Here is a 20258-nt window from a genome sequence, read left to right as displayed (position 1 = left end):
GGCTCTCAGTCCATCCGGAAGGAGTCCTACCGGCCCTGCTCTTCTGGCAGGGGGGTCCGGATGAACTTCAGTTCGTGAAGGGCCTGGATGACGGTGAACCCCTGACCGGCGATGCTGACCAGCTCGCCATCCCGGGCCTTTCCACTGACGAGCCAGGCGTCCGCGTCCGCCCGTGTCGCGAAGACATGTGCGGCAATCACGGGCCGATGAGTGAAGAATCGCTGGAAATAATCCCGGTACTCCTCCAGCTTCTGGATATCTCGAACATAGAGCAAGGCGACCGCGGCGATCCGCAGCGCTTCATCTTCCGGTGAGCCCTCCGTGAATCCATTGTTCACGGTTCCCAGCGTTTCCAATACGGCGTCGAGATTGAAGTTCGGGTTATAGGGCATGGGCACACCCAATCATCAGAGGGCAAGAGGAGCCAGGATCAAAGCGCCGGAACCACCTGTCGTCAGGAAGAAGGCCGTACCGGCGATGATGACAACGGTTCCAAGTGCCACCTCGGCCTTGTGATTCTTGATCCATTCGACAGCCTCATCCGCACGAGAGAACTTCAATTCTCCTGATTTCTTTTCGTTGGACCTCTCACATTCGATGTACAGCTCGCGGCATTTCCGGGTGCAATGTTCGTGAAGCCAACCATCTCTCTTCGTGTGCGGGTAAGGAAGCGGCTCGGCGTTCCAGCACTCAGAAAAGCAGGTGTTCTGCTCCGCATCGCAATCGCGGAAGCCCGATCCACCCGTGCCAAGCGAAGAGCCAACGCCTACAGCATCCTCGGCAACCACGTAGACCTGAGCCGATGGTGACCGCGAGTGGGCACATCCAGCGCTCATCACACCAGCAAACAACAGCAGAACAAATCGAGACATCAGTCTCCCCCCGTCCCTGCTCGTCGCGACTCTTCTCGAAGAGGGCCTGCTCGCGAGAGCAGCCAACAGGGTGCCTGGGCTTGTTGCCAGCGTCTACCCCACGGCGTACGGAGTGTTCCGTCCATGACCAGAATGTCCATGCGGCCCAACGCGGGCGCCCATGGCGAAGGCGAATGCCGGGCCCCCGCCGCTGGAGTATGAGAAGGGGCATGGACCGTCCCCTTCCCCTTCTGCGCGAGAACCTGGACGACTTCCTCGCCGCGCTGGCCACTTCCGCCTGGCGCTCGGCCGCGGGCCTCCCCCAGGACTCCTCCCTCCGTGAGCTCTATGAGGACTCGCCGGAGATCGCCTCCGCCGAGGCCTTCGCCGCCGCCACCGAGGCCGTCCCCAAGGCCCAGGCCAAGGGAGACCTGCTCGCGGTGCGCCGCCTGCGGCTGCTGCGTGACTTCATCGCCACCCAGGTCGAGGAGTCCCTCGCCGCCCCCGAGGCCGAGGCCATCGCCCGGCTCGAGACCCGCTCGAGCCTCCCGGTGGACGACGGAGTGCTCTCCTTCGGAGAGGTGCTCGGACAGCTTCCCCACGAGGGCAATCGCACCCGGCGCGCCGTGCTCGAGAACGCCGCGGGCGGCTTCCTCTGGGACAACCGGGGCCGCTACGGCGCCCGCCACGAGGCCACCTTCCGCGTCGCCGAGAAGCTCGGCGCCCCGAGCTACCTCGCCCTGCGCGAGGACGTCTCCGGCATCGCGCTCCAGCCGCTCGCCGAGGCCGCCGCCCGGACGCTGCGCGCCACCGAGGACGCCTACCGGGACGTGCTCTCCTACGTGCTCAAGAAGGTGGAGCCCACGCTGCGGCCGCTGCCCACGGGCAACGCGCGACGGCATGACCTGCGCGCCGCCACCCAGGTGCCGTGGATGCACGCCTTCTTCCGGCGCGAGGACGGGCTGCCCGCCGTCATCCGCTGGCTCGGTGAGTGGGGCTTCCACCCGTCCGCCGAGGGCCGCATCCGCCTGGACGACGAGACGCGACCCGGCAAGGCGGCGCGCCCCATTACCGCCTCGGTGCGCGTGCCGCACGAGGTGCGCCTGGTGCTCCAGCGCCACGCGGGGCTCGACGCCCTGGGCAGCCTGCTGCACGAGTACGGACACGCGCTGCACCACGCCCACGTGTCGGAGCAACTCCCGCTGGAGCTGCGCCGCCTGGGCGACGCCTCGGTGACCGAGGGCTTCGCGACCCTCTTCGAGCGGCTGCTGATGGACGAGGAGTGGCTCAAGCGCTACGCGGGCCTGCCGACGGCACCGGCGCGCGACGCGGCCCGCATGGCGGCCTTCCAGGCCCTCACCGTGTTGCGCCGACACTGCGCCCGGCTCGGCTACGAGCGGTCGCTGCGCACCAGTGGGCCCTCGTCCGAGCGCGCCGAGGAGTACGTCGACACCCAGCGCCAGGCGCTCTTCGTCGAGCCCCACCGCGGCTTCTTCCTCTTCGACGTGGACCCGCAGTTGTACGTCACGCGCTACCTGCGCGGCTGGGCGCTGGAGGCGCGGCTCACCCCGTCCCTCACCGGACGCTTCAACGAGGACTGGTGGCGCAATCCCTCCGCGCGCCAGTGGCTCCAGGGCCTCTTCGCCCGGGGTGGCACCGACGACGCCGAGACGCTCGCCAAGGAGATCTCAGGCAATGAGCTGGCGCTCCCCGAGGCGGGTGACCGCCTCGTGGCCCTGCTCAATCGCTGAGCGCCTTCTCGGGAATCCCCCCCTCGGGTTACCGGCTACGGCTACTTCTTCTTCAGGGCGCGGACGATCTTCTCCTTCGTCGCCTTCGCGCTCGCGGCCGTCTGGGGCTTGTTGCTGGCCGTCTTCGCCTGGCCCGTGCGCTCGCGCATGGCCTTCATGAGCTGCATCTCGATGAGCAGCAGCTCATCGCCCAGCTCCTCGTTCTGGCCCGCGGCCCGCGGAAGCGGCGCGCTCTTGCTGGCGGCTCCGGCGCCGTGCCGCATGCGCAGCACCTTCTCCTCCTCGGGGGCCAGGGTCCGCGCCTTCTCCAGCGCTACCTTGACCTCCTTGGCCGTCACCGTCGTGCTACCGCTGACCTTGCGCTCCATTTCCACTCCCTTGCGATCGACCCTGAACATCCGATCATGTCGGACGCGTCCGAGCCGCAACCGACGAGGATTGTAGAGATCGCAAGAGGAGGGTCAAATTTTCTTCCAACATCCCGATGCCTGCCTGTAGCGAAGCACACGCCTGCCTACCCCGGAGCATGAGACCCGGGTCCGATTCCCAGGTCCAATCCCGGGACGGCAGGCGTGGAGACAACGGGGGGGACTACGGCTCGTCCGGAGGATCCTCCACCGGGGCGGGGGCCGCGCCCGTCGTGGCGCCCTCGGGCTTGTTGCGCGGAATCCCGAAGCGATCCAGCGCGTCCGCGATGCCCTGCGGCTTGTCCGCGTCCGGCAGGAAGTTCTCTGGCGCCTGCAGCTTGGGATCCTTCCCGATTTCAGTCACGGCGGACTCCAACACCATGCGCAGCTCGGCCAGACCGGCGGCGTCGTTGGCGGGTACGGAGACGCGGCCGTCGAGGCGGACCTTGAGGACGACGGAGGTGGCGGCGTCCACGAGCACCTCTCCGCTGAGCGACTGGGGGACGCGGTGCTCGAAGAAGGCCAGACGGCGGCGGGTGGTGTCGTCGCGGCCGCCCTTGGGCGTGGCGAGCGCGGGCAGCACGACGGGCTGGGTGCCCGTGTTGCCCTCGGGGCCCAGGCTCACCTGGTAGCGCCAGGCGGTGCGGCCCTCATAGGTGACGGTGCCCTGGGCCGCCAGATGCAGCCGATCCCGGAAGAGCTCGTCCATGTCGCGGATGGCGCCGGTGAGCTCGGAGCGCGTGCGCTCGGCCATGCCCCGGTCGCGCAGTCGTTGCCGGAAGACGCCGTAGCGGTTGCGGGCGTACACCTTGCCCCCCACGCGCATCACCTCCAGGCCCTGATCCCGACTGTTCTCCAGCACACCATGGAAGTCCCCGCCCACGCCGCCGGGGCCCGCGCGGAAGGTGCGCGTCTCGGTGAGCTTGTTCGAGCCGCTGTCCTTCGCCCCCGTCCACTCGGAGGTGATGGTGGCCGTGTAGGCATGGGGCCCGAGCCGCTCGGTCACCTCGGCGGCATCCATGGACAGGATGCGACGCGCCACCCGGGGGTTGTCCGCCACGTCCTGGGGGTTGAGCTTCTCGGCCGCCGAGGCCACCACCTTGGGCGGATCCTCGGGGGAGAAGATGCGCGCCTTGGCCGCGCGATCGACTTCGTCCGGACGGCACGCCGAGGCGGAGAGCGCCAGGACGGCGGCGAAGACGGACGGAGAAAAACGGGTCACGGGTCCTCCAACTTCCAGACGAGGGGGTTGCCCAAATTACGAAGGAGGTACAAGAGGGGCAAGGGACGGCTTTGCGCGCGGCAATGTACGAGATAGAAGACGCCGTATGCAGAACCTGCGTGACAAGCTCCTGAAGGCCGGCCTGGTCTCCGAGGAACAGGCGAAGAAGTCCGAAACCGTGGCCGCGAAGGCCCCCCGCCCTCCGTCCGAGCCGTCGGCCCAGCGCTCGGGCCCGCCTCGAGGCGAGCGAGAGGAGCGACCGCCGCGCGAGCACCGGGGCCGGGACGAGCGTCCGCCGCGCCGCGAGGGTCCGGGAGGGGGAGGCCGTCCCCAGGGCGCCGGAGGCCGGCCGCAGGGAGGCTTCCGTCCGCAGGGTGCCGGTGGTCGGCCGCAGGGAGGGCGTCCTCCCCAGGCAGAGGCGGCGAGCCGCCCCGTGCCCAAGCTGCCACCCCTGCCGGGCTCCAAGGCCGCCCAGCGCATGGAGTCCAAGAAGCAGGTGGAGCAGGACAAGAAGCTGCGCGAGCTGGTGTACGGCGGGCAGGTGCCCGTGGACGTCGGCGCCACCGTCTTCTACTTCATGACGCGCAAGGGCAAGCTGCGCCGCCTGGAGCTGACCGAGGCGCAGGCCAAGCAGCTCGAGGACGGCACGCTCGGCGTGGTGGAGCGCCCCGAGCCGGCGCAGATCGAGCACTCGCTGGTGCCCGCGGCCGTGGCCGAGCAGATGTACGCCCTCTCGAAGAAGTCGGTGCGCTTCCTCAACCGCAAGGACTCGCCCATCGGCTTCATGAGCGACGACCAGGTCAAGGAGCAGCAGGCGGCCGAGGCCCGGGGTGACGCGCCCGTGCCCGACGAGGACGACGAGCCGTCCGAGGCGTCCGCGTCCGACGACGCCGCGAGCGCCTCCCCCGAGGGCACCGCCCCCGAGGGCTCCAGCGAGCCCACGCCGTCCTGAGCCCCTGAAGCGGTACGCCCCGCGGCCCGAGCAAGGGGAAGCGGGGCGCTCCCTCAGTTCTTCAGCCCGCCCGTGGGTCCGGGCCGGGGCGGCTCCCCTGACGGAGAAGGGGGTCGCGCTTCATCGCCCAGCTGGACGAAGCCGCGGATCATCCCGTCCTGGATGACCAGGGGCGTCGGAGAGATGGGCGGGGAGTCCTGACTCGCGTACTGCTCCTCGCACAGGTCAAGGAATTCCGCCGCGAGCGAGGGCTCCACGAGCGCGCTGGTGAGCAGGAGCAACCCCTTGCGGGGCACCGCCGCCAGGAGCACCTGACTGCCGAGGCGCTCGTGCACGGCGCGCATGAAGGAGACGTCCAGCACCTTCTCGGCGGCGAAGAAGTGGCCCGACACGGCGAGCATCCGCCGGGGGCCCGCGCCCACCTCCTCGATCTCCACGGGGACGGCCTTCAGGTTCTCGAGCGCCTGGGCATGCAGCGCATCCAGTTCCCCATCCCGGGAGCCGCCCCGCTTGAAGAGGGAGAACGAGTTCGGCAGATCCTCCCCATAGGCCAGCAGCGGCACGTCGGCACGGGCCGACGCGTCGAACAGGGGACGGCAGAGCACCCGGTCGCGCACGCTCCAGTCCGAGGGCTTGAGCGTGAACAGCACGGGCCTGGGCTCGGTGGCCGCGAGGGACTGATCCTCCGCCATGCGCAGCAGGAGCACGAGGCTGTCGCGCTCCCCGTTCGCCAGGAAGCGCTCGGCCTTGCCCACCACGTTGACGATCGCGGGCGACGACCCCTCTCCCCCGAGGCGGAAGGCGAAGGGCATCGTCGCCAGGTCCTGAGCCTCGGTCCACCGCCCGCCATGACGAGCCCGCAGGAGCTCTCCGGCCACCGCCGCCAGCTCGACGACGCGCGTCCAGTATCCGGGCTCGTCCTCCTCCACCCCAGGCTGTTGGGCGTACTCCTCCTGCAGCGCCGACAGGAAACCCTCGTCCAGGGACGCCTCCCGTCCATGCACCACCCGGTACGCGAGCTTCCGGAAGGCGTCTTCCGCGAGATCCTCCGGAGTGCCGATGGGGCCTTCGTACACGGAGACCGGCTCGTCGTTGATCTGCACCCGGCCCCCCGCCGAGGTCACCACGCTGCGCAGGAAGTCGGGAGGCGCTTCCGAGCAGACGTAGAGCACGTCCACCAGGCCCTCCTCGGACTCGATGGCCTGGCGCGCGTTGAGCACACGGGTGAGGGCGAACAGGGTAGACACCTCCCGCTCCTGTTGGATCTCCGCGGCCGAGCGATGATCCGTCTGCAGGAAGCCCTTGCGGCCCGTCTCTTCGTTCTGCGTGACGATGTCGATGCTGTCGAGGCTGCTGTACATGGTCCTCTTCGAGGGGGCGGCGAGACCGTTCCGAAAAAACACTCCCCGAGGAAACGCCCCCGAGGAATCCCTACCGGGACAGGTGCGCGGAGATGACGCTGGCCACGCAGCAGGTGAGCTTCTTGCCGGTGGGGATGTGCAGGAACTCGTTGGGGCCGTGGGCGTTGCTGTTGGGCCCGAGCACACCGGTGATGAGGAACTGGGCCTGGGGGAAGCGCCGGCCGAGCATCTCCATGAAGGGGATGGTGCCGCCCTCGCCCATGGCCATGAACGGCCGGCCGAAGTACGTGCGCGAGGCGTCCTGCACCGCCGCCTCCAGCCACTTCTCCAGCGGCGGCGCGTCCCAACCAGCGCTCGCCTTCTCTCCCTCGAAGGACACCTTCGCGCCATAGGGCGGGTACGCCTCGAGCGCCTGCTTGAGCGCCTCGGTGGCCGCCTTCGGCTCCAACCGCGGAGGAATACGCATGGACAGCTTCACCGAGGTGAAGGGACGCAGCACGTTGCCCGCACTGCCCAGCGGCGGCATGCCGTCCACGCCCGTGACGGACAGGGCCGGGCGCCAGGTGCGGTTGAGGATCTGCTCCACGCGATCCGTGGTCACCGGGTGGGCGCCGGGCACCCAGGGGAACTTCGAGTACACCTCCTCGCCCAGCACCTCCGCCACGGCCGCGGCCTGCTCCCGGCGCGCCTGGGGGATGTGCACGTGCAGGCCCTCGACGCGGATGCGGCCCGTCTGCTCGTCCTCCACGCGCGAGAGGATCTGCCGCATGATGCGGAACGACGAGGGCACGATGCCGCTCGCGTCTCCCGAGTGCACGCCCTCGGTGAGGATGTCCACGCGCAGGTTGCCGGACACGAGCCCGCGCAGCGACGTCGTCATCCACAGCTGCTCATAGTTGGCGCAGCCCGAGTCCAGGCACACCACGAGCGACGCCTTGCCGATGCGCGGCGCGAGGTGCTCGATGTAGGCCGGCAAGTCGTAGCTGCCGCTCTCCTCGCACGCCTCGATGAGCACCACGCAGCGCGCGTGCGGCACGCCCTGCTCGCGCAACAGGCGGATGGCCGCCAGCGACGCGAAGGCCGAGTACCCATCGTCCGCGCCACCCCGGCCGTACAGCTTGTCACCCTCGCGCACCGGCTCCCACGGGGAGAGCCCCGCGCGCCAGCCCGTCATCTCCGGCTGCTTGTCCAGGTGGCCGTAGAGCACCACCGTGTCGTCGCCGGTGCCGGGAATCTCCATGTAGATGACGGGAGTGCGCGGCTCGCCCTGCTCGTTCTTGAGCGTCACCACCTCCACCTTGAGGCCGGGGATGTGCTTCGCCTGGGACTCGCACCAGCCGGCGATGAGCTTCACCGCCTTGTCCATGTGCCCGCTCTTCACCCACTCCTTGTCGAAGCTGGGCGACTTGTTGGGGATGCGGATGTAGTCGTGCAGCCGGGGGATGATCTCCTCCTCCCAGATGCGCTCGGACGCGGCGGTGGCGGTGGTGACGTTCAGCCGGGGGGTGCTCATGAGGATGGGCTCCGGGTTCGATTCGTGAAACACGAGGCGCCCTCCCCTCTACACCACCCCGGGCCCCGATGGGCGGCTCCCGTGCTCCCGCCCGGTCGCTTCCCTCCCGGGCGTTCCTCCCCCAACACACTCCTCGCGGGAATTAGCCGAACGCGTCATGGCCCGGTGAGGGCCTCGCCGAGCACCCGCCCGCGCACCTCGTGGCGGCCCTCGTCGGTGAAGAGACGCTCCAGGTCGAGCACGGGGCCAGACGGACCGGGGTCCGGGTATGGTTCGGCGCCATGACGACATCCAAGAAGGTAGCGGTGGTGACGGGCGCCAGCCGGGGCATCGGCAAGGCGCTGGTGCAGTCCTTCGTGAAGGAGGGCTACGAGGTGTGGGCGCTCGCGCGGGCCGTGGACGCGCTGGAGCAGCTCGCGCGCGAGTCCGGTGGAGCGGTGCGTCCGCTCGCGATCGACGTGGCGGACGAGGCGGCGGTGATCGCCGCGAGCCGGCGCATCCTCGAGACGGGAGCACCCCGCGTGCTGGTGAACAACGCGGGCATCACCGTGTCGGCACCCATCAACAAGACGAGCATGGAGGACTTCCACCGGGTGATGGCGGTGAACGTGACGGCGCCCTTCCTCTTCAGCCGCGAGCTGTTGCCGGCGATGGCGGCGGCGGGCGGGGGCCGCATCATCAACATCGGCAGCATGGCGGCGACGCGGGGCGTGAAGTACACGTCGGCGTACTGCGCGTCGAAGCACGCGCTGCTCGGGCTCACGCGCTCGCTGGCGGCGGAGTGGGCGCGCAAGAACGTGACGGTGAACATCGTCAATCCGGGCTGGACGGAGACGGACATGCTCTCCAACGCCAAGTCCGCCATCAGCAAGACCACGGGCCGCTCGGAGCAGGAGGCCCACGCGGCGCTGGCGAACATGCACGCCATGGGACGCGTCATCCAGCCCGAGGAAGTCGCGGCGCTGTGCCTCTTCCTGGCCTCGGACGCGGCGGCCTCCATCACCGGCTCGGCCTACAACATCGACGCCGGCGAGGCGGGCTGAGCGGCCACGCGGTCAGGCTCGCTCCAGCCATTCCATCAGTGCCCCGGCCTCCGGGTCCGGGGGCCATCCCCGCCCCATGGCGTCCCGTCCCGGGCGGCAACCTGGAGAGGAAGTCCGCATGCGGATCCCATCGCGAGAGGCGTTGCTGTCGGAGCTGGACAAGCTGAACCACGGGGCGCGGCTCAGACGGGTCGCCCTCCTGGGCCGAGATGGCAAGGACAGCCCCGAGCTGAAATCGCTCATGAGCCGGCTGCTCTCCGGCGGCGCCCACGAGGGACTGCTGGCACTCGAGATGGCCCGCGCGGCGCGGGACGGCGACATCCTGCTGCGGGGACTCACCCACCCCTCCTGCCAGGTCCAGGGCCGCGCCGCCACCTTCGCCGGGCGCTTCGTCCTGGACGACACCGCCCTCGAGCGGCGCCTGCCCGGGCTGGCCCCCTTCGTCCGCCGCCGCGTCCTCAAGGGCCTGGCCCATGCCCGACGAAGCGCGCTCGCCGCCCGGCTCTTCCCCCTCATCCGCGCCCGCCATGGCGCCGCGGAAGCCGCGCTCCTCCTGCCCGCGCTCGATCCGGCCGCGCTGCACCGCCTGCTCCCCGAGCTCGCCCACCAGGTCAACGTCTGGCGCTCACTCGTGCACCAGATGCCGGACGCGGTGCTCGCCTTCCTCCGCGACACCTTCGCCCAGGCCTCCGGTCTCGAGCGCGTCTCCCTCTTCCAGCGCTACCACGTGCCGCTCCAGGAGCTGACGCTCTCGCGGGCCGACGCCGTGCTGGCCCTCGTCCAGGACTTCGCTCCTCCCGACCACCTGCCCGCCTTCGTGACGTGCGCCCTGCCGCGCCTCGTGCGCCGCCATCCCGAGCAGATTCTCGCGCTCCTGCTGCGTCCCGCCTTCCGGGCCACCCTCCTCCACACGCGCCTGCCCCGGGGCGCGCTGCGCGAGCTGAAGACCGCCTCCGCGGATCAGCGGCGCGCCCTCGCGCGGGCCCTCGCGGAGGAGCCCTCCCTCCTCGCCCGCTTCCTCGCGGCGTGTCCCCCTTCCGAGCGCCCCGCCCTCTTCGCCCATGCCTTCGAGGGAACGGCGCCGCGCGCGCACCCGGACACCCTGCTCACCGTCCTGCCCCTCGCCTCGCGCGACGCCGAGGCCACCCGGCAGCTCGGTCTGCGCGAGGTGCGCGAGGACCGCGACCGGCGGCTCGCGATGCTGGCCCTGCGCGCCATCGAGCACGCGCGCGAGCCCCTGCGCCAGGCCGCCTCCGCGAGCAAGGCCGAGGACCGGGCCCGGGCGCTCACCCTGCTCGTGGCCTGCACCGGCCTGTCCCGCCGGGGCCTGACGGAGACGCTCGCCGCCCTGGCCCGGCTGAGGAACGAGCAGGATCCGGTCCGCCATGGAGTCCTGCTCGAACTCTCCCGCCTCCCGCTGTCCCTCTTCGCACCCGAGCACGTCCCCGCCCTCGAGTCCCTGGTGACGTATGCCGTCGAGGCGCAGGACACGTCCCTCGGCACGCACAATGCGCTCCAGGCGCTGGCCCTGCGCCTGCTGCGCCAGTACGCCACCGCGCCGGACCATCCCCTCTTCCGCTTCGCCCTGGAGACCGTGAAGCGGCTGGCGGTCCGGGCCGGAGCGCTCCATCTGCCCTCCCTGGAGCGGGATCTTCCCCGTGGCGCGGAGCACCACCTCTTCGCGGCCCTGCTCCCGCTCATCCGCGCCGCCAACGAGCGCGAGAGCCACGGGATGACCCTCACCCTCGCGCGCGCCCTGGGCCGACGGGCGTGGAACCTGGACATGCTCCAGACCCACCTCGCGACCGTCACCGAATCCACCCCCGACACGGGCGCGCAGGAGGCCATCGGACTGTGGCTCGCCCCGCCGCGCACGCGAGACGCGCGAGTGCGCGAGCTGCTCGATCGCGACGAGAGCCACGTCGTCCTCTACCCCGTCCTCGAGCACCTGCACCGCAGACGCCAGGAGTGGCTGGATCCCTTCCTCAAGGGCCGGAGCATCAAGGGGCGCTTCAGCACGGGCAAGACGATCTGGGTGCCCGCGGTGTTCGACGGCTTCCACCGCTGGGTGCCCCGCCAGCAGGAGCAACTGCGAGATCTGCTGCTGCGCATCGCCGCGGACACCGAGCGCAGCGCCTTCGAGCGCATGCGCGTGCTGCACGTCCTGCCGCGCCTGTCCGTGGTCGACATGGACACCCTCGCCCCGTTCCTCGCCTCGCCGGACGTGCCCACGGTGGAGGCCGCGCTGGGCGCGCTCGCGGCGTTGGACCAGCCCGAGCCCGCGCTGCCCCTGCTGCTGGACGCCCTGGACGGAGACCGGGCACGGGTGGCCATGTACGCGGTGCCCCGGGTGGCCCGCCGCGTCGCCCCCGAGGTGCTCTCCACCACGCTCGGCACGCTGCTCGCGCGCGAGCGGCTCAAGGTGACGGTGCACAAGGAGGCCCTGCGGCTGCTCGGCGCCTTCCGCTCCCCACGCAGCCTCCCCCTGCTGCGCGAGCAGTGGGACAACCCCCGGCTGCACAAGGACGTGCGCATCGCCGTGGGCCACGCCGCGCGGCAACTGCTCGACGAGCCCGCCGCGTGGGAGCTGCTGGAGGCCATCGCGCGCAGTCCGGAGGCGGATGTCGCCGCGAGCCTCCTCGAAGAAGCCCCGGCGCGGCTGCCTCCCGAGGCGCGGCCCCGCTACGCGGCGCTCCTGCTCCAGGTGTCTCGCCACCCCGAGCCCACCGTGCGCCGCCGGGCCTTCACGGGGCTCGCGCACTGGGCCAGTGGGATGGAGGACACGGTGGCGCGCGAGGCGGCCGGGCGCGTGCTGGACATCGCCCAGGGCATCGAGTGGCGCGAGGCCCTCGGCGCCCTGGTGGGCACCACCCGCGAGGGCAAGGCCTTCGAGCACGTGGAGGACTGCGCCGCGCGGCTCGTCTCCGCGCCCCTCGTCTTCAATGCCACCACCGAGAGGGATCTCCCCGAGCGGCAACGGCTCGAGGGGCTGATCCGGGCGCTGCTCGGCCAGCCGCTACCGGTGCGGGTGCGCCTGCGAACGCACCTCGAGACCCTGGCCCGGGTGCTGGCGCGCGAGCCGTCGCTCTGGCCCGAGAGCGCGGCCCTGCGTCTGGCGGGACTCCAGTGGAAGGACGTCCCGGACGCCACCCGGGTGTTGCTCGCCCTGGCGGAGGAGACACGGGAGGAGCCCCTCTTCGCCTCGGGACTCTCCGCCACGGTGGCCAGCGCGGTGGACCATCGCGGCGCCGAGTGGACCCCCGAGGGACTGTTGCAGCTCGCCCAGGCCGTCACCGGGCCCCTGCCCCTGGTCGCGGTGGTGCTCGTCTCCGCCGCCGGGCGCCGGCTGAACTGGCGCGAGGACGCGGCCCAGGCCTTGCGCGCCCTGCGTCAGCACCCTCGCCCCTCCGTGCGCGCCGCCGCCTTCGGCCTGCTCACCGCGAGCGAGTAGCCTCGACTCAGGGCGGGCCCTTGCCCGCGAGCGCGTCCAGGTGCGCCTGGGCGTCGGCCACGTCCCGGGAGAACTCGTCCAGGTAGCGCTGGCGCTCCTCGCTCGTCCACTCGTCCGAGGAGAAGCGCTCCAGGGGATACTCGCCCGTGGTGTGCACGACGCCCGCGAGCGTCTTCACCAGCTCCCGATCCGGATCCCCCCGCTCGCGCAGGAGGAAGCCCTCCACGTCGCGCAGCCGCAGGGGGAAGTCCGGCTTCTTGTCGTGCAGCAACAACCCGAAGAGCGAGAAGCGCACCTCGCGCGCTCCCGCCTCCAGCTCCTCGTTGAAGTCCAGGTAGGCGAGCGGCACGCCCGCCTCGTCATCCACGCGCGCCGCGAACACGTAACGGCCGGGCTTGCGCACCTGGAGCCCGGCGTACAACCGCAACGAGCCCTGCTCCACCACCTCGCGCACCTTGCCGGTGAAGGTGGCGGGGGGCGCGGGGGTGAACTGGATGTCGAAGAAGGAGCTGCCCTCGGCGTTGCCCGCGGCCCTCACGCTGAAGCCCACGCGCAGGGTGCCCTCGAACAGGGTGAAGCCCTGACGCAAGGGTTGGAAGCTCGTCGTCCACGTCCCATCCCCGGCCACCTCGTCGCCCAGGCGTCCCGAGTCGTTGAACTCCAGCGGCACCGGGCTGATCTTCCCCGCCTGCTCCAGGTAGGGCGCCTCGCTCGCGGTGGCGGAGTGCACCTCGCAGGACAGGGGCTGCCCGGTGTGCGCGTTCTCGCAGCCCACGAAGAAGCGCACCGACTCCTCGCCCACGACGAAGACCTTCTCCTGCTTGAGCCGCAGGGAGATGTCCCCCCCTTTCTTGCCGAGCGGCTGCTTGCGCGAGGGCGAGGCCGGGTACACCCGGTCCGGGTGCTCCTCGATGGGACGGGACTCGTGCGGGTAGCGCGTGGACTGCCGGTAGGACTCGAGCGAGAAGCGCGCCCGCTCCAACCGCGCCGTCCAGAGCTGCCGTTGGGCCTCGCGCTCGGCCTCCTCCGGCGACGGAGCGGAAGCCGCTGGCGCCACGGGGACCGAGGAAGGCGGAGCACCCGGCGCGCGGACCCGGGGGCTCGCCCGAGCCGGGGAGGCCGGGGAAACACCGGGCCCGGACGTCTCCGGCGAGTCCGGGTCCGGAGCGGGCATCCATAGGGACAACAGCAGCCCCCCTCCACCCACCACGAGGGGAACGAGCAGGAGGAACCATCGGCCGCGGCGCGCGGGGCGAGCCGGCGCGGCGGACGGACCAGGAGGGCTGCTGTCGTGCTTCATGTCGAGGACGCCCGGAGGGAGCTACTTGGCGTAGGTGACCACGTCGGAGCGCACGGGCCCGACGATGCCGGCCCAGTTGCCAGCGGCGTAGTGATCATACGACTCGCCATCATCGCGCAGCGACACCGAGTGGTAGGACCACTTGGCGATGCCGTTGCTGGACGCGCTGGTGCCCGTGTTGAGCGTGCCGCCGCAGAACCAGTCCCCGGGATTGCACAAGGAGCTGCCCGAGGAGCCGGAGGTGCCACCCGTCGAGTGATAGGAGACGGCCTCGTCGTCCTGCCCCGGAAGGACGCCGGAGTAGAGCGTGCCCTTGGACCCGGCGAAGTTGTAGAACCACAACGAGCGCGTGGTGTTGTGGTTGTACATGCCCCGCGCCGTGGTGGTGACCAGGTCGCTCACGAGCGGATCCGACACCGCCCACTCGCCCACGTCCGCCAATTCGCTGCCGCCGCTCGCGCCCGAGGCCACGTCCACCCACTTGATGTTCCAGCCCACCTGGGTGCCGCCCGCATCGCCGCACACGCCACTGCTGTTGGGCGTGGCGTTCTTGATGGAGCGCGTGGAGCCGCCGTAGAGCGACAGCGCGTAGCCGATCTGCAAATCCCCCGCGCTGTGCACGGCGACGTAGCACCAGTTGCTCCCCGTGCAGAAGCAGTCGAGCGCGTCGCGCACGCGGTAGTTCTCCACGGAGATGCGCTGGGTGCCGTTCCAGTTGACGGCCTTCTTGTTCACGCCCGCCGCCGTGGTGCTCGGGCCCCAGTAGCTGAAGTCGGTGTAGTTGCCCGGCTTGGTGGTGCTGCCGTTCTTGCCGTGAATCCACAGCGTGTAGTTGGTCGCCGATGCCTCGACGCTCATCAGCGTGGTGACGGCCACGGCGGCCGCGCTCAGGAACTGCTTCATGGGGGAGTGCCTCCTGCTCGAACTTCCGGGGGGCCTGCATGCAGAGCTGCCAGGCAGGGGAGGCCAATCTAACTTGCTTTCTCAGAAATCGAAAATCGTACAGCCCTTTTGGAATTGACATCCGCGACTCGCCGCGTCAGGCGCGGGAGACGCGGCGCGCCATCCCCCGCGTGGATGGAGAGCGGCCTGGGGACCGGGGCCACCGGAGGGCACGGGGCCGATGCATAGCTTCAGGCCATGTCCTCTCTCGACGTTCCCCTGACGCTGTTGGATCCGCGGGGCGGTTGGATCAACGCTCCGGTACACGTTCACGACCTGCATGGACGGCCCGTGCTGCTGTACTTCTGGACGGAGCGCTTCGCCTCCAGCCAGACCCAGCTCCCGAGGCTCCAGGCCCTGGTGAGGGAATTCATCCCCCGAGGGCTCCAGGTGATTGGCGTCCACGTGCCCATGAAGGGCCAGGACGCGGCGCGGGCCATGAACACGAACGACATCGAGGCCACGGTGAAGCGACTGGGCTTCCACCACCCGGTGGCGGTGGACGATGGCTCCATGGCGCGGGCCTATGGTGTCCAGGGCACGCCCGCCTACCTCGTGTTCGACGAGACCCTGAAGCTGCGCCTGCGCGTGCTGGGCGACGAGTCCCTGGAGGAGGTGCTGAGGCCGCTGCTGGAGCGGCTCACCTCCGCCGAGTCCACCTCCGGCGCGTTCGCGCCCTGAACCCCAGACCCCGAGAGGAGCGAGTATGGCCGACCACAAGAAGAAGAAGGAATCTTCCCGGCTGACGCTGGGCGCCGTGGCCGCGGCGAGCGTGGGCGCGGTGATGGGACTGCGCGCCCTGCGGCGGGAGAAGCCGTCCTTCCGGGGACGCACGGTGATGGTGACGGGTGGCTCGCGCGGACTGGGCCTGGAGCTGGCCCGGCTCTTCGTCGCCGAGGGAGCGCGCATCGTGCTGTGCGCGCGCGAGCAGGTGGAGCTGTCACGGGCGAAGGACGAGCTGGAGTCGAGCGGCGGCGAGGTGCTGGCGATTCCGTGCGACGTGACGGACCGGGTGCAGGTGGAGGCGCTGGTGGCCCGGGTGCACGACCACTTCGGCCCGGTGGACGTGCTGGTGAACAACGCCGGCACCATCCAGGTGGGCCCCCTCGAGTCCATGGACGAGCGCGACTTCTCCGAGGCGATGGACCTGCACTTCTGGGCGCCGCTCTACACGACGCTGGCGGTGCTGCCGGAGATGAAGCAGCGGGGCTGGGGCCGCATCGTGAACATCTCCTCCATCGGAGGGAAGATCAGCGTGCCGCACCTGCTGCCCTACAGCGCGAGCAAGTTCGCCCTGGTGGGATTGTCGGACGGACTGCGCGCGGAGCTGGAGCAGGACGGGATTCTCGTGACGACGGTGTGCCCGGGACTGATGCGCACCGGCAGCCCTCCCAACGTCGTCGTCAAGGGAGACCACGAGGCGGAGTACGCCTGGTTCGTGACGAGCGACTCGCTGCCGGGCCTGTCGATGAACGCGGAGCGGGCGGCGCGCAAAATCATCGAGTCCTGCCGCCGGGGTGACGCGGAGGCCCTGGTGGGGTTGACCGCGAAGGTCGCCACGCTCGCCCGGACACTGGCGCCCAACCTCACCGCGGCGGTGCTCGCGCAGATCACCCGCCTCATGCCCCAGGACGGCAACACCGAGCGGCACTGGGGCTTCGAGAGCGAGACGCCCCTCACGCGCTCCTGGGTCACCCAGCTCACCCGGTGGGCGGCCCAGCGCAACAACGAGCTGCTGCACTGAGCCACTCGGGGCCCCGTTCGTCTCGAACGGGGCCCTGCCCTACCCACGCCGCCCCATCGCGCGCGTGCGCAGGTTGTCGAGCAACACGGCGAGCAGCAGGATCACGCCTCGGGCCACGTACTGGTAGAAGGCCTGGATGTTCATCAGGTTCATCACGTTCTCCGCGATGCCCATGATGAGCACGCCCACCAGCACGCCCGAGACGGCCGCCCGGCCACCGGACATCGACACGCCGCCCAGCACGCACGCGGAGATGACCGACAGCTCGAGCCCCTGGGCCGCGTTGGGCTGACCGCTGGTGATGCGCGAGGACAGCAGGATGCCGGCGACCGCGCACGCGACGCCCTGCAGCACGAAGATGATGATGCGGGTGGCGCCGACGTTGAGGCCGGCCAGCCGCGAGGCGTCCGGGTTGCCACCGATGGCCAGCGTGTTGCGCCCGAACACCGTGCGGTTGAGCACGAAACCGAAGAGCAGGAAGACGACCCCCATCACGAGGATGGGCATCGGCACGCCCACCACGGTCTTCTGCGCGATCTCGAAGTAGTCCGAGTCATCCACGCCGACGGCGCGACCGTCGGAGGAGATCAGCGCCAGACCGCGCACCACCTGCATCGTCGCCAGCGTGGTGATGAAGGCGTTGACGCCGAGCTTCGCGATGATGATGCCGTTGACGGCACCCACCACCACGCCGGCCGCGATCGCGGCCAGCAACCCGAGCAGGATGTTCTCGGTGTGGTTGGCCATCATCACGGCGATCATGCCGGTGAAGGCCACCGTCGAGCCGACGGACAGGTCCACGTCGCGAGAGGCCAGGCACAACATCATCGTGCAGGACACGATGCCAATGGTCACCACCGCCTGGAGCAGGCCCAGCACGTTGCGCTGGGTCATGAAGTTGGGAATGGTGAGGGAGACGATCGCCAGGGCGAGCAGGAACAGGATGACCAGTCCCTGCTCACCGAGCACGATGCGCTTCAAACGATTCATTTCGAATCCTCTTGGGCCACGGAGCGGTCGGGCAGTGCCGCCGCCAGGAGTTTCTCCTCGGAGAAGTCGGGTCGGTCGAACTCCGCCGTGATGCGGCCACCGCACATGACGAGAATCCGGTCGCTGATGCCCATGACCTCGGGCAGCTCGCTGGAGATGACGATGATGGAGATGCCCAGCTCCGCCAGGCCGTACAGCACCTCGTAGATGTCGCTCTTGGCCCCCACGTCGATGCCGCGGGTGGGCTCGTCGACGATGAAGACCTTGATGCCCTGCTCGGCCAGCCAACGCGACAGGATGACCTTCTGCTGGTTGCCGCCCGACAGGTTGACGATGTCCTGGAAGCGCGACGGCGTGCGCACACCGAGCCGCTTGATGTAGTCCTCGGCCATGCGCGCCTCTCGGGCCGGGTTGATGAGCCCCAGCGGCGAGAAGTGGCGGCGGCAGGAGACGTTGACGTTCTCCTCGACCGAGCGGCCCTGGAGGATGCCGTCCGCCTTGCGGTCCTCGGGACAGAGCACGAGCCCCGCGCGCACCGCCTGCCGCGGGTTGCGGACGTGGACGGGCTGGCCATCCATCCGCAACTCGCCCCCGTGCCGCCGGTCGGCGCCATAGAGCAGGCGCGCCAGCTCGCTGCGCCCCGCCCCCACCAGTCCGAAGAAGCCGAGGATCTCCCCGGCGCGCACCTCGAAGGACGCGGGAATGGGCAGGCGCGAGCCCCTCACCCCCGACGCCGACAGGCGCACGTCGCCCAGCTTCCGGGGCCGCCAGCCCCAGATGTCCTGGATCTCCCGCCCCACCATCTCGCGCACCAGCACCTCGCGCGTGAGGCCCTCCATGGTCTCGTGATGCGCCACCAGGCGGCCATCGCGTAGCACCACGCAGCCATCGCACAGCCGGAACAGCTCATCCAACCGGTGCGAGACGTAGAGGATGACCTTGCCCGCCGCGCGCAGCCGGTCGACGAGGCGGAAGAGCACCTCGCTCTCGTGCGCGGAGAGCGACGAGGTGGGCTCGTCCAGGGCGATGACGGAGGCGTCGAAGATGGCGGCCTTGGCGATCTCCACCATCTGCCGGGTGCCGATCGACAGCTCGGAGACCTTGACCCGGGGATCCACCTCCACGCCGATGTCCTTCAGGACGGCGCCCACCTGCTCGAACAGCTTGCGGAAGTCCACCACCCCCGCCTTCGAGGGGAAGCGGCCGAGCATGAGGTTCTCGGCCACCGTCAGCTCGGGCACCAGTTGCAGCTCCTGGTGCACCACGGTGACTCCGGCGCCGAGCGAGGCGCGCGTCGAGGTGAAGCGCCGCGCCTGGCCCGCGATGCGAATCTCCCCCGAGTCCGGCTGGTAGTCCCCGCCCAGGATCTTGATGAGCGTGGACTTGCCCGCGCCGTTCTCGCCCAACAGGCCGATGACCCGGCCAGCGGGGACGGAGAAGCTCAACTCCTTGAGGGCGCGGACCCCGGGGAAGCTCTTGGTGATGTTCGTGAATTCGAGGAACGGGGGCATGCGCCTTCGACCACTAGAGTCCGAGCTGCTTGCGGACGTCCTTGTACGTGTCGCGGGTGGCCAGCTCGCCCGAGGTGAGGATGAGCTTCTCCGGCTCCTTGCCGGTGCTCACCCAGTTGAACATGTTGAGCGTGGTCTCGTAGCCGTGGCGCTTGGGCGAGATGATGATGCTGCCGTAGAAGCCCGTCGGAGCGGACTTCTTGAACTCGTTGATGGACGCGTCCGAGCCGCCGATGCCGATGCCCACCACGTCCGCCGCCTTCAGCCCGGCCGTCTCGGTGGCCCGGACGGCGCCGAGCACCGCCTCGTCGTTGAGGCCGAACGCCACCCACTTCTTGATGCCCGCGTTCTTGTTGAGCACGACGTTGGCCGCGTTGAGCGCCGCCTCGGTGTCCGTCTTGCTCTGGGGCGCGTCGAAGATGTTCTGCGCCAGGAAGCCGTTCTTCTTGAGCACGGAGATGGCGCCCTCGACGCGCTCCTTCGCCGTGGGGAGCTGATCATAGGAGACGCGGATGGCACCGACCTCCTTCATGTTCCAGCCTCGCGCCTTGATCTGATCCACGATGGCCTGCCCCACCGCCTCGCCAATCTTGGTGGCGGAGATGCCCATGTGCGGCACCTTCTCCAGCGGCCGGCCCTTGCTGTCCACCAGCCGGTCATCCACCGTCATGAGCTTGAGCTGGTTGGCATTGGCCCGAGCCACCAGACCCGGCCCGAGCTTCACGTCGGGCGTGCAGATGATGACGCCCTGGGCGCCCTGCGCCCCGAGGTTGTCGATGGCCGCCAGCGCCTTCTCACCGTCCTCGGCGCCAATCTTCACCAGGGTGAAGCCCTTCTCCTTGGCCGCGATGTCCGCGAACTTCCACTCGTCCTGGAACCAGGGCTCCTCGGGCTGCTTGACGACAAAGCCAATCTTCACGTCCTTGGCGTCGGCGGCGGAGGCGGTGAACGCCGAGAGCAAGGACACGGCACAAGCCACGATCAGGTTCTTCCAAAGGCGCATTTCGTCCTCCTGAACTGTCTGATGTTGGTGATGCTTGCGTGCTGTATGACTTTTGCAGCGGCAGGCGTAGTCCCATGTCGCGCCCAGCGCAAGCGCTATGTTCGTCCCCTTCCATCTCCCAGCGGGTGAGAGGTCGGGAAGCCGCTCGGGCGAGCGGCCGGGTGACGCGGGACGTCATCGGTGTGCTGTCATTGGGCCTGTCCTCGAACGCGGAGTG

The 20258-nt window shown here is 69.9% G+C and carries 17 protein-coding genes; 6 read left to right on the top strand and 11 right to left on the bottom strand.

Annotation, left to right across the window (positions count from 1 at the left end; genetic code table 11):
• Nucleotides 1–26: 26 nt before the first annotated feature.
• Both CYFUS_RS10530 and CYFUS_RS50515 read right to left on the bottom strand, forming a co-directional pair.
• On the bottom strand, nucleotides 27–392 hold the full coding sequence (locus CYFUS_RS10530; protein WP_095985100.1) for a hypothetical protein: 366 nt from the start codon (nucleotides 390–392) through the stop codon (nucleotides 27–29).
• 15 nt (nucleotides 393–407) lie between these two features.
• Nucleotides 408–872, bottom strand: coding sequence for a hypothetical protein (locus CYFUS_RS50515; protein WP_157758379.1), 465 nt, complete (start codon nucleotides 870–872; stop codon nucleotides 408–410).
• Between the two features lie 209 nt (nucleotides 873–1081).
• Here CYFUS_RS50515 and CYFUS_RS10525 point away from each other — a divergent pair, with 209 nt between their 5' ends.
• Nucleotides 1082–2602, top strand: coding sequence for a peptidase M3 (locus tag CYFUS_RS10525; protein ID WP_095985099.1), 1521 nt, complete (start codon nucleotides 1082–1084; stop codon nucleotides 2600–2602).
• A 41-nt stretch (nucleotides 2603–2643) separates the two neighbouring features.
• Here the strand turns inward: CYFUS_RS10525 and CYFUS_RS10520 are convergent, their stop codons facing one another.
• Entirely contained in the window at nucleotides 2644–2970 is a 327-nt protein-coding gene (locus CYFUS_RS10520; RefSeq protein ID WP_095991928.1) for a hypothetical protein, read from the bottom strand.
• Nucleotides 2971–3193: 223 nt separating this feature from the next.
• Nucleotides 3194–4231, bottom strand: coding sequence for a hypothetical protein (locus CYFUS_RS10515; protein WP_095985098.1), 1038 nt, complete (start codon nucleotides 4229–4231; stop codon nucleotides 3194–3196).
• A gap of 106 nt (nucleotides 4232–4337) precedes the next feature.
• Here CYFUS_RS10515 and CYFUS_RS10510 point away from each other — a divergent pair, with 106 nt between their 5' ends.
• Entirely contained in the window at nucleotides 4338–5183 is an 846-nt protein-coding gene (locus CYFUS_RS10510; protein WP_095985097.1) for a DUF2058 family protein, read from the top strand.
• Nucleotides 5184–5236: 53 nt separating this feature from the next.
• Here the strand turns inward: CYFUS_RS10510 and CYFUS_RS10505 are convergent, their stop codons facing one another.
• Both CYFUS_RS10505 and CYFUS_RS10500 read right to left on the bottom strand, forming a co-directional pair.
• Nucleotides 5237–6544, bottom strand: coding sequence for a hypothetical protein (locus tag CYFUS_RS10505; protein ID WP_095985096.1), 1308 nt, complete (start codon nucleotides 6542–6544; stop codon nucleotides 5237–5239).
• Nucleotides 6545–6614: 70 nt separating this feature from the next.
• Nucleotides 6615–8057 (bottom strand): M20 family metallopeptidase, encoded by a 1443-nt coding sequence (locus CYFUS_RS10500; protein ID WP_095991927.1) that lies wholly within the window; start codon nucleotides 8055–8057, stop codon nucleotides 6615–6617.
• A 281-nt stretch (nucleotides 8058–8338) separates the two neighbouring features.
• Here CYFUS_RS10500 and CYFUS_RS10495 point away from each other — a divergent pair, with 281 nt between their 5' ends.
• Together CYFUS_RS10495 and CYFUS_RS10490 are read left to right on the top strand one after the other, a co-directional pair.
• A complete protein-coding gene (locus CYFUS_RS10495; protein ID WP_095985095.1) occupies nucleotides 8339–9100 on the top strand; it encodes an SDR family NAD(P)-dependent oxidoreductase in 762 nt (253 codons plus the stop codon).
• Nucleotides 9101–9218: 118 nt separating this feature from the next.
• A complete protein-coding gene (locus CYFUS_RS10490; protein ID WP_095985094.1) occupies nucleotides 9219–12551 on the top strand; it encodes a hypothetical protein in 3333 nt (1110 codons plus the stop codon).
• 7 nt (nucleotides 12552–12558) lie between these two features.
• Here the strand turns inward: CYFUS_RS10490 and CYFUS_RS10485 are convergent, their stop codons facing one another.
• A complete protein-coding gene (locus CYFUS_RS10485; RefSeq protein WP_198316530.1) occupies nucleotides 12559–13851 on the bottom strand; it encodes a hypothetical protein in 1293 nt (430 codons plus the stop codon).
• Between the two features lie 21 nt (nucleotides 13852–13872).
• Nucleotides 13873–14754, bottom strand: coding sequence for a hypothetical protein (locus CYFUS_RS10480; RefSeq protein WP_095985092.1), 882 nt, complete (start codon nucleotides 14752–14754; stop codon nucleotides 13873–13875).
• A gap of 237 nt (nucleotides 14755–14991) precedes the next feature.
• On the opposite strand from CYFUS_RS10480, the gene CYFUS_RS10475 reads away from it, so the two are divergent.
• Both CYFUS_RS10475 and CYFUS_RS10470 read left to right on the top strand, forming a co-directional pair.
• A complete protein-coding gene (locus CYFUS_RS10475; protein WP_095985091.1) occupies nucleotides 14992–15474 on the top strand; it encodes a TlpA disulfide reductase family protein in 483 nt (160 codons plus the stop codon).
• 25 nt (nucleotides 15475–15499) lie between these two features.
• A complete protein-coding gene (locus CYFUS_RS10470; protein WP_095985090.1) occupies nucleotides 15500–16537 on the top strand; it encodes an SDR family NAD(P)-dependent oxidoreductase in 1038 nt (345 codons plus the stop codon).
• Nucleotides 16538–16576: 39 nt separating this feature from the next.
• Here CYFUS_RS10470 and araH read toward each other — a convergent pair whose 3' ends face one another.
• The 3 genes from araH to CYFUS_RS10455 are packed head-to-tail and all read right to left on the bottom strand — an operon-like array spanning nucleotide 16577 to nucleotide 20041.
• On the bottom strand, nucleotides 16577–17527 hold the full coding sequence (gene araH, locus CYFUS_RS10465) for an L-arabinose ABC transporter permease AraH (RefSeq protein ID WP_095985089.1): 951 nt from the start codon (nucleotides 17525–17527) through the stop codon (nucleotides 16577–16579).
• Complete coding sequence (gene araG, locus CYFUS_RS10460) at nucleotides 17524–19038, bottom strand: L-arabinose ABC transporter ATP-binding protein AraG (protein ID WP_095985088.1); 1515 nt, start codon at nucleotides 19036–19038, stop codon at nucleotides 17524–17526. Before araG ends, araH begins: the two co-directional genes overlap by 4 nt.
• A gap of 13 nt (nucleotides 19039–19051) precedes the next feature.
• Complete coding sequence (locus CYFUS_RS10455) at nucleotides 19052–20041, bottom strand: arabinose ABC transporter substrate-binding protein (RefSeq protein WP_095985087.1); 990 nt, start codon at nucleotides 20039–20041, stop codon at nucleotides 19052–19054.
• Between the last annotated feature and the right edge of the window lie 217 nt (nucleotides 20042–20258).

The organism is Cystobacter fuscus (genome assembly GCF_002305875.1).
GTDB lineage: Bacteria > Myxococcota > Myxococcia > Myxococcales > Myxococcaceae > Cystobacter > Cystobacter fuscus_A.
The sequence above is the reverse complement of the archived record's forward strand: the minus strand, read 5'-3'. Positions and strand labels throughout refer to the sequence as shown.

Excerpts from the sequence above, each read along its gene's own strand:
- CYFUS_RS10530 (WP_095985100.1), bottom strand. The coding sequence starts at position 392 with ATGCCCTATAACCCGAACTTCAATCTCGACGCCGTATTGGAAACGCTG.
- CYFUS_RS10500 (WP_095991927.1), bottom strand. The coding sequence starts at position 8,057 with ATGAGCACCCCCCGGCTGAACGTCACCACCGCCACCGCCGCGTCCGAG.
- CYFUS_RS10525 (WP_095985099.1), top strand. The coding sequence starts at position 1,082 with ATGGACCGTCCCCTTCCCCTTCTGCGCGAGAACCTGGACGACTTCCTC.
- CYFUS_RS10475 (WP_095985091.1), top strand. The coding sequence starts at position 14,992 with ATGTCCTCTCTCGACGTTCCCCTGACGCTGTTGGATCCGCGGGGCGGT.
- CYFUS_RS10455 (WP_095985087.1), bottom strand. The coding sequence starts at position 20,041 with ATGCGCCTTTGGAAGAACCTGATCGTGGCTTGTGCCGTGTCCTTGCTC.
- araH (WP_095985089.1), bottom strand. The coding sequence starts at position 17,527 with ATGAATCGTTTGAAGCGCATCGTGCTCGGTGAGCAGGGACTGGTCATC.
- CYFUS_RS10485 (WP_198316530.1), bottom strand. The coding sequence starts at position 13,851 with ATGAAGCACGACAGCAGCCCTCCTGGTCCGTCCGCCGCGCCGGCTCGC.
- CYFUS_RS10490 (WP_095985094.1), top strand. The coding sequence starts at position 9,219 with ATGCGGATCCCATCGCGAGAGGCGTTGCTGTCGGAGCTGGACAAGCTG.
- CYFUS_RS10510 (WP_095985097.1), top strand. The coding sequence starts at position 4,338 with ATGCAGAACCTGCGTGACAAGCTCCTGAAGGCCGGCCTGGTCTCCGAG.
- CYFUS_RS10520 (WP_095991928.1), bottom strand. The coding sequence starts at position 2,970 with ATGGAGCGCAAGGTCAGCGGTAGCACGACGGTGACGGCCAAGGAGGTC.
- CYFUS_RS10495 (WP_095985095.1), top strand. The coding sequence starts at position 8,339 with ATGACGACATCCAAGAAGGTAGCGGTGGTGACGGGCGCCAGCCGGGGC.
- araG (WP_095985088.1), bottom strand. The coding sequence starts at position 19,038 with ATGCCCCCGTTCCTCGAATTCACGAACATCACCAAGAGCTTCCCCGGG.
- CYFUS_RS10470 (WP_095985090.1), top strand. The coding sequence starts at position 15,500 with ATGGCCGACCACAAGAAGAAGAAGGAATCTTCCCGGCTGACGCTGGGC.
- CYFUS_RS10480 (WP_095985092.1), bottom strand. The coding sequence starts at position 14,754 with ATGAAGCAGTTCCTGAGCGCGGCCGCCGTGGCCGTCACCACGCTGATG.
- CYFUS_RS10505 (WP_095985096.1), bottom strand. The coding sequence starts at position 6,544 with ATGTACAGCAGCCTCGACAGCATCGACATCGTCACGCAGAACGAAGAG.
- CYFUS_RS50515 (WP_157758379.1), bottom strand. The coding sequence starts at position 872 with ATGTCTCGATTTGTTCTGCTGTTGTTTGCTGGTGTGATGAGCGCTGGA.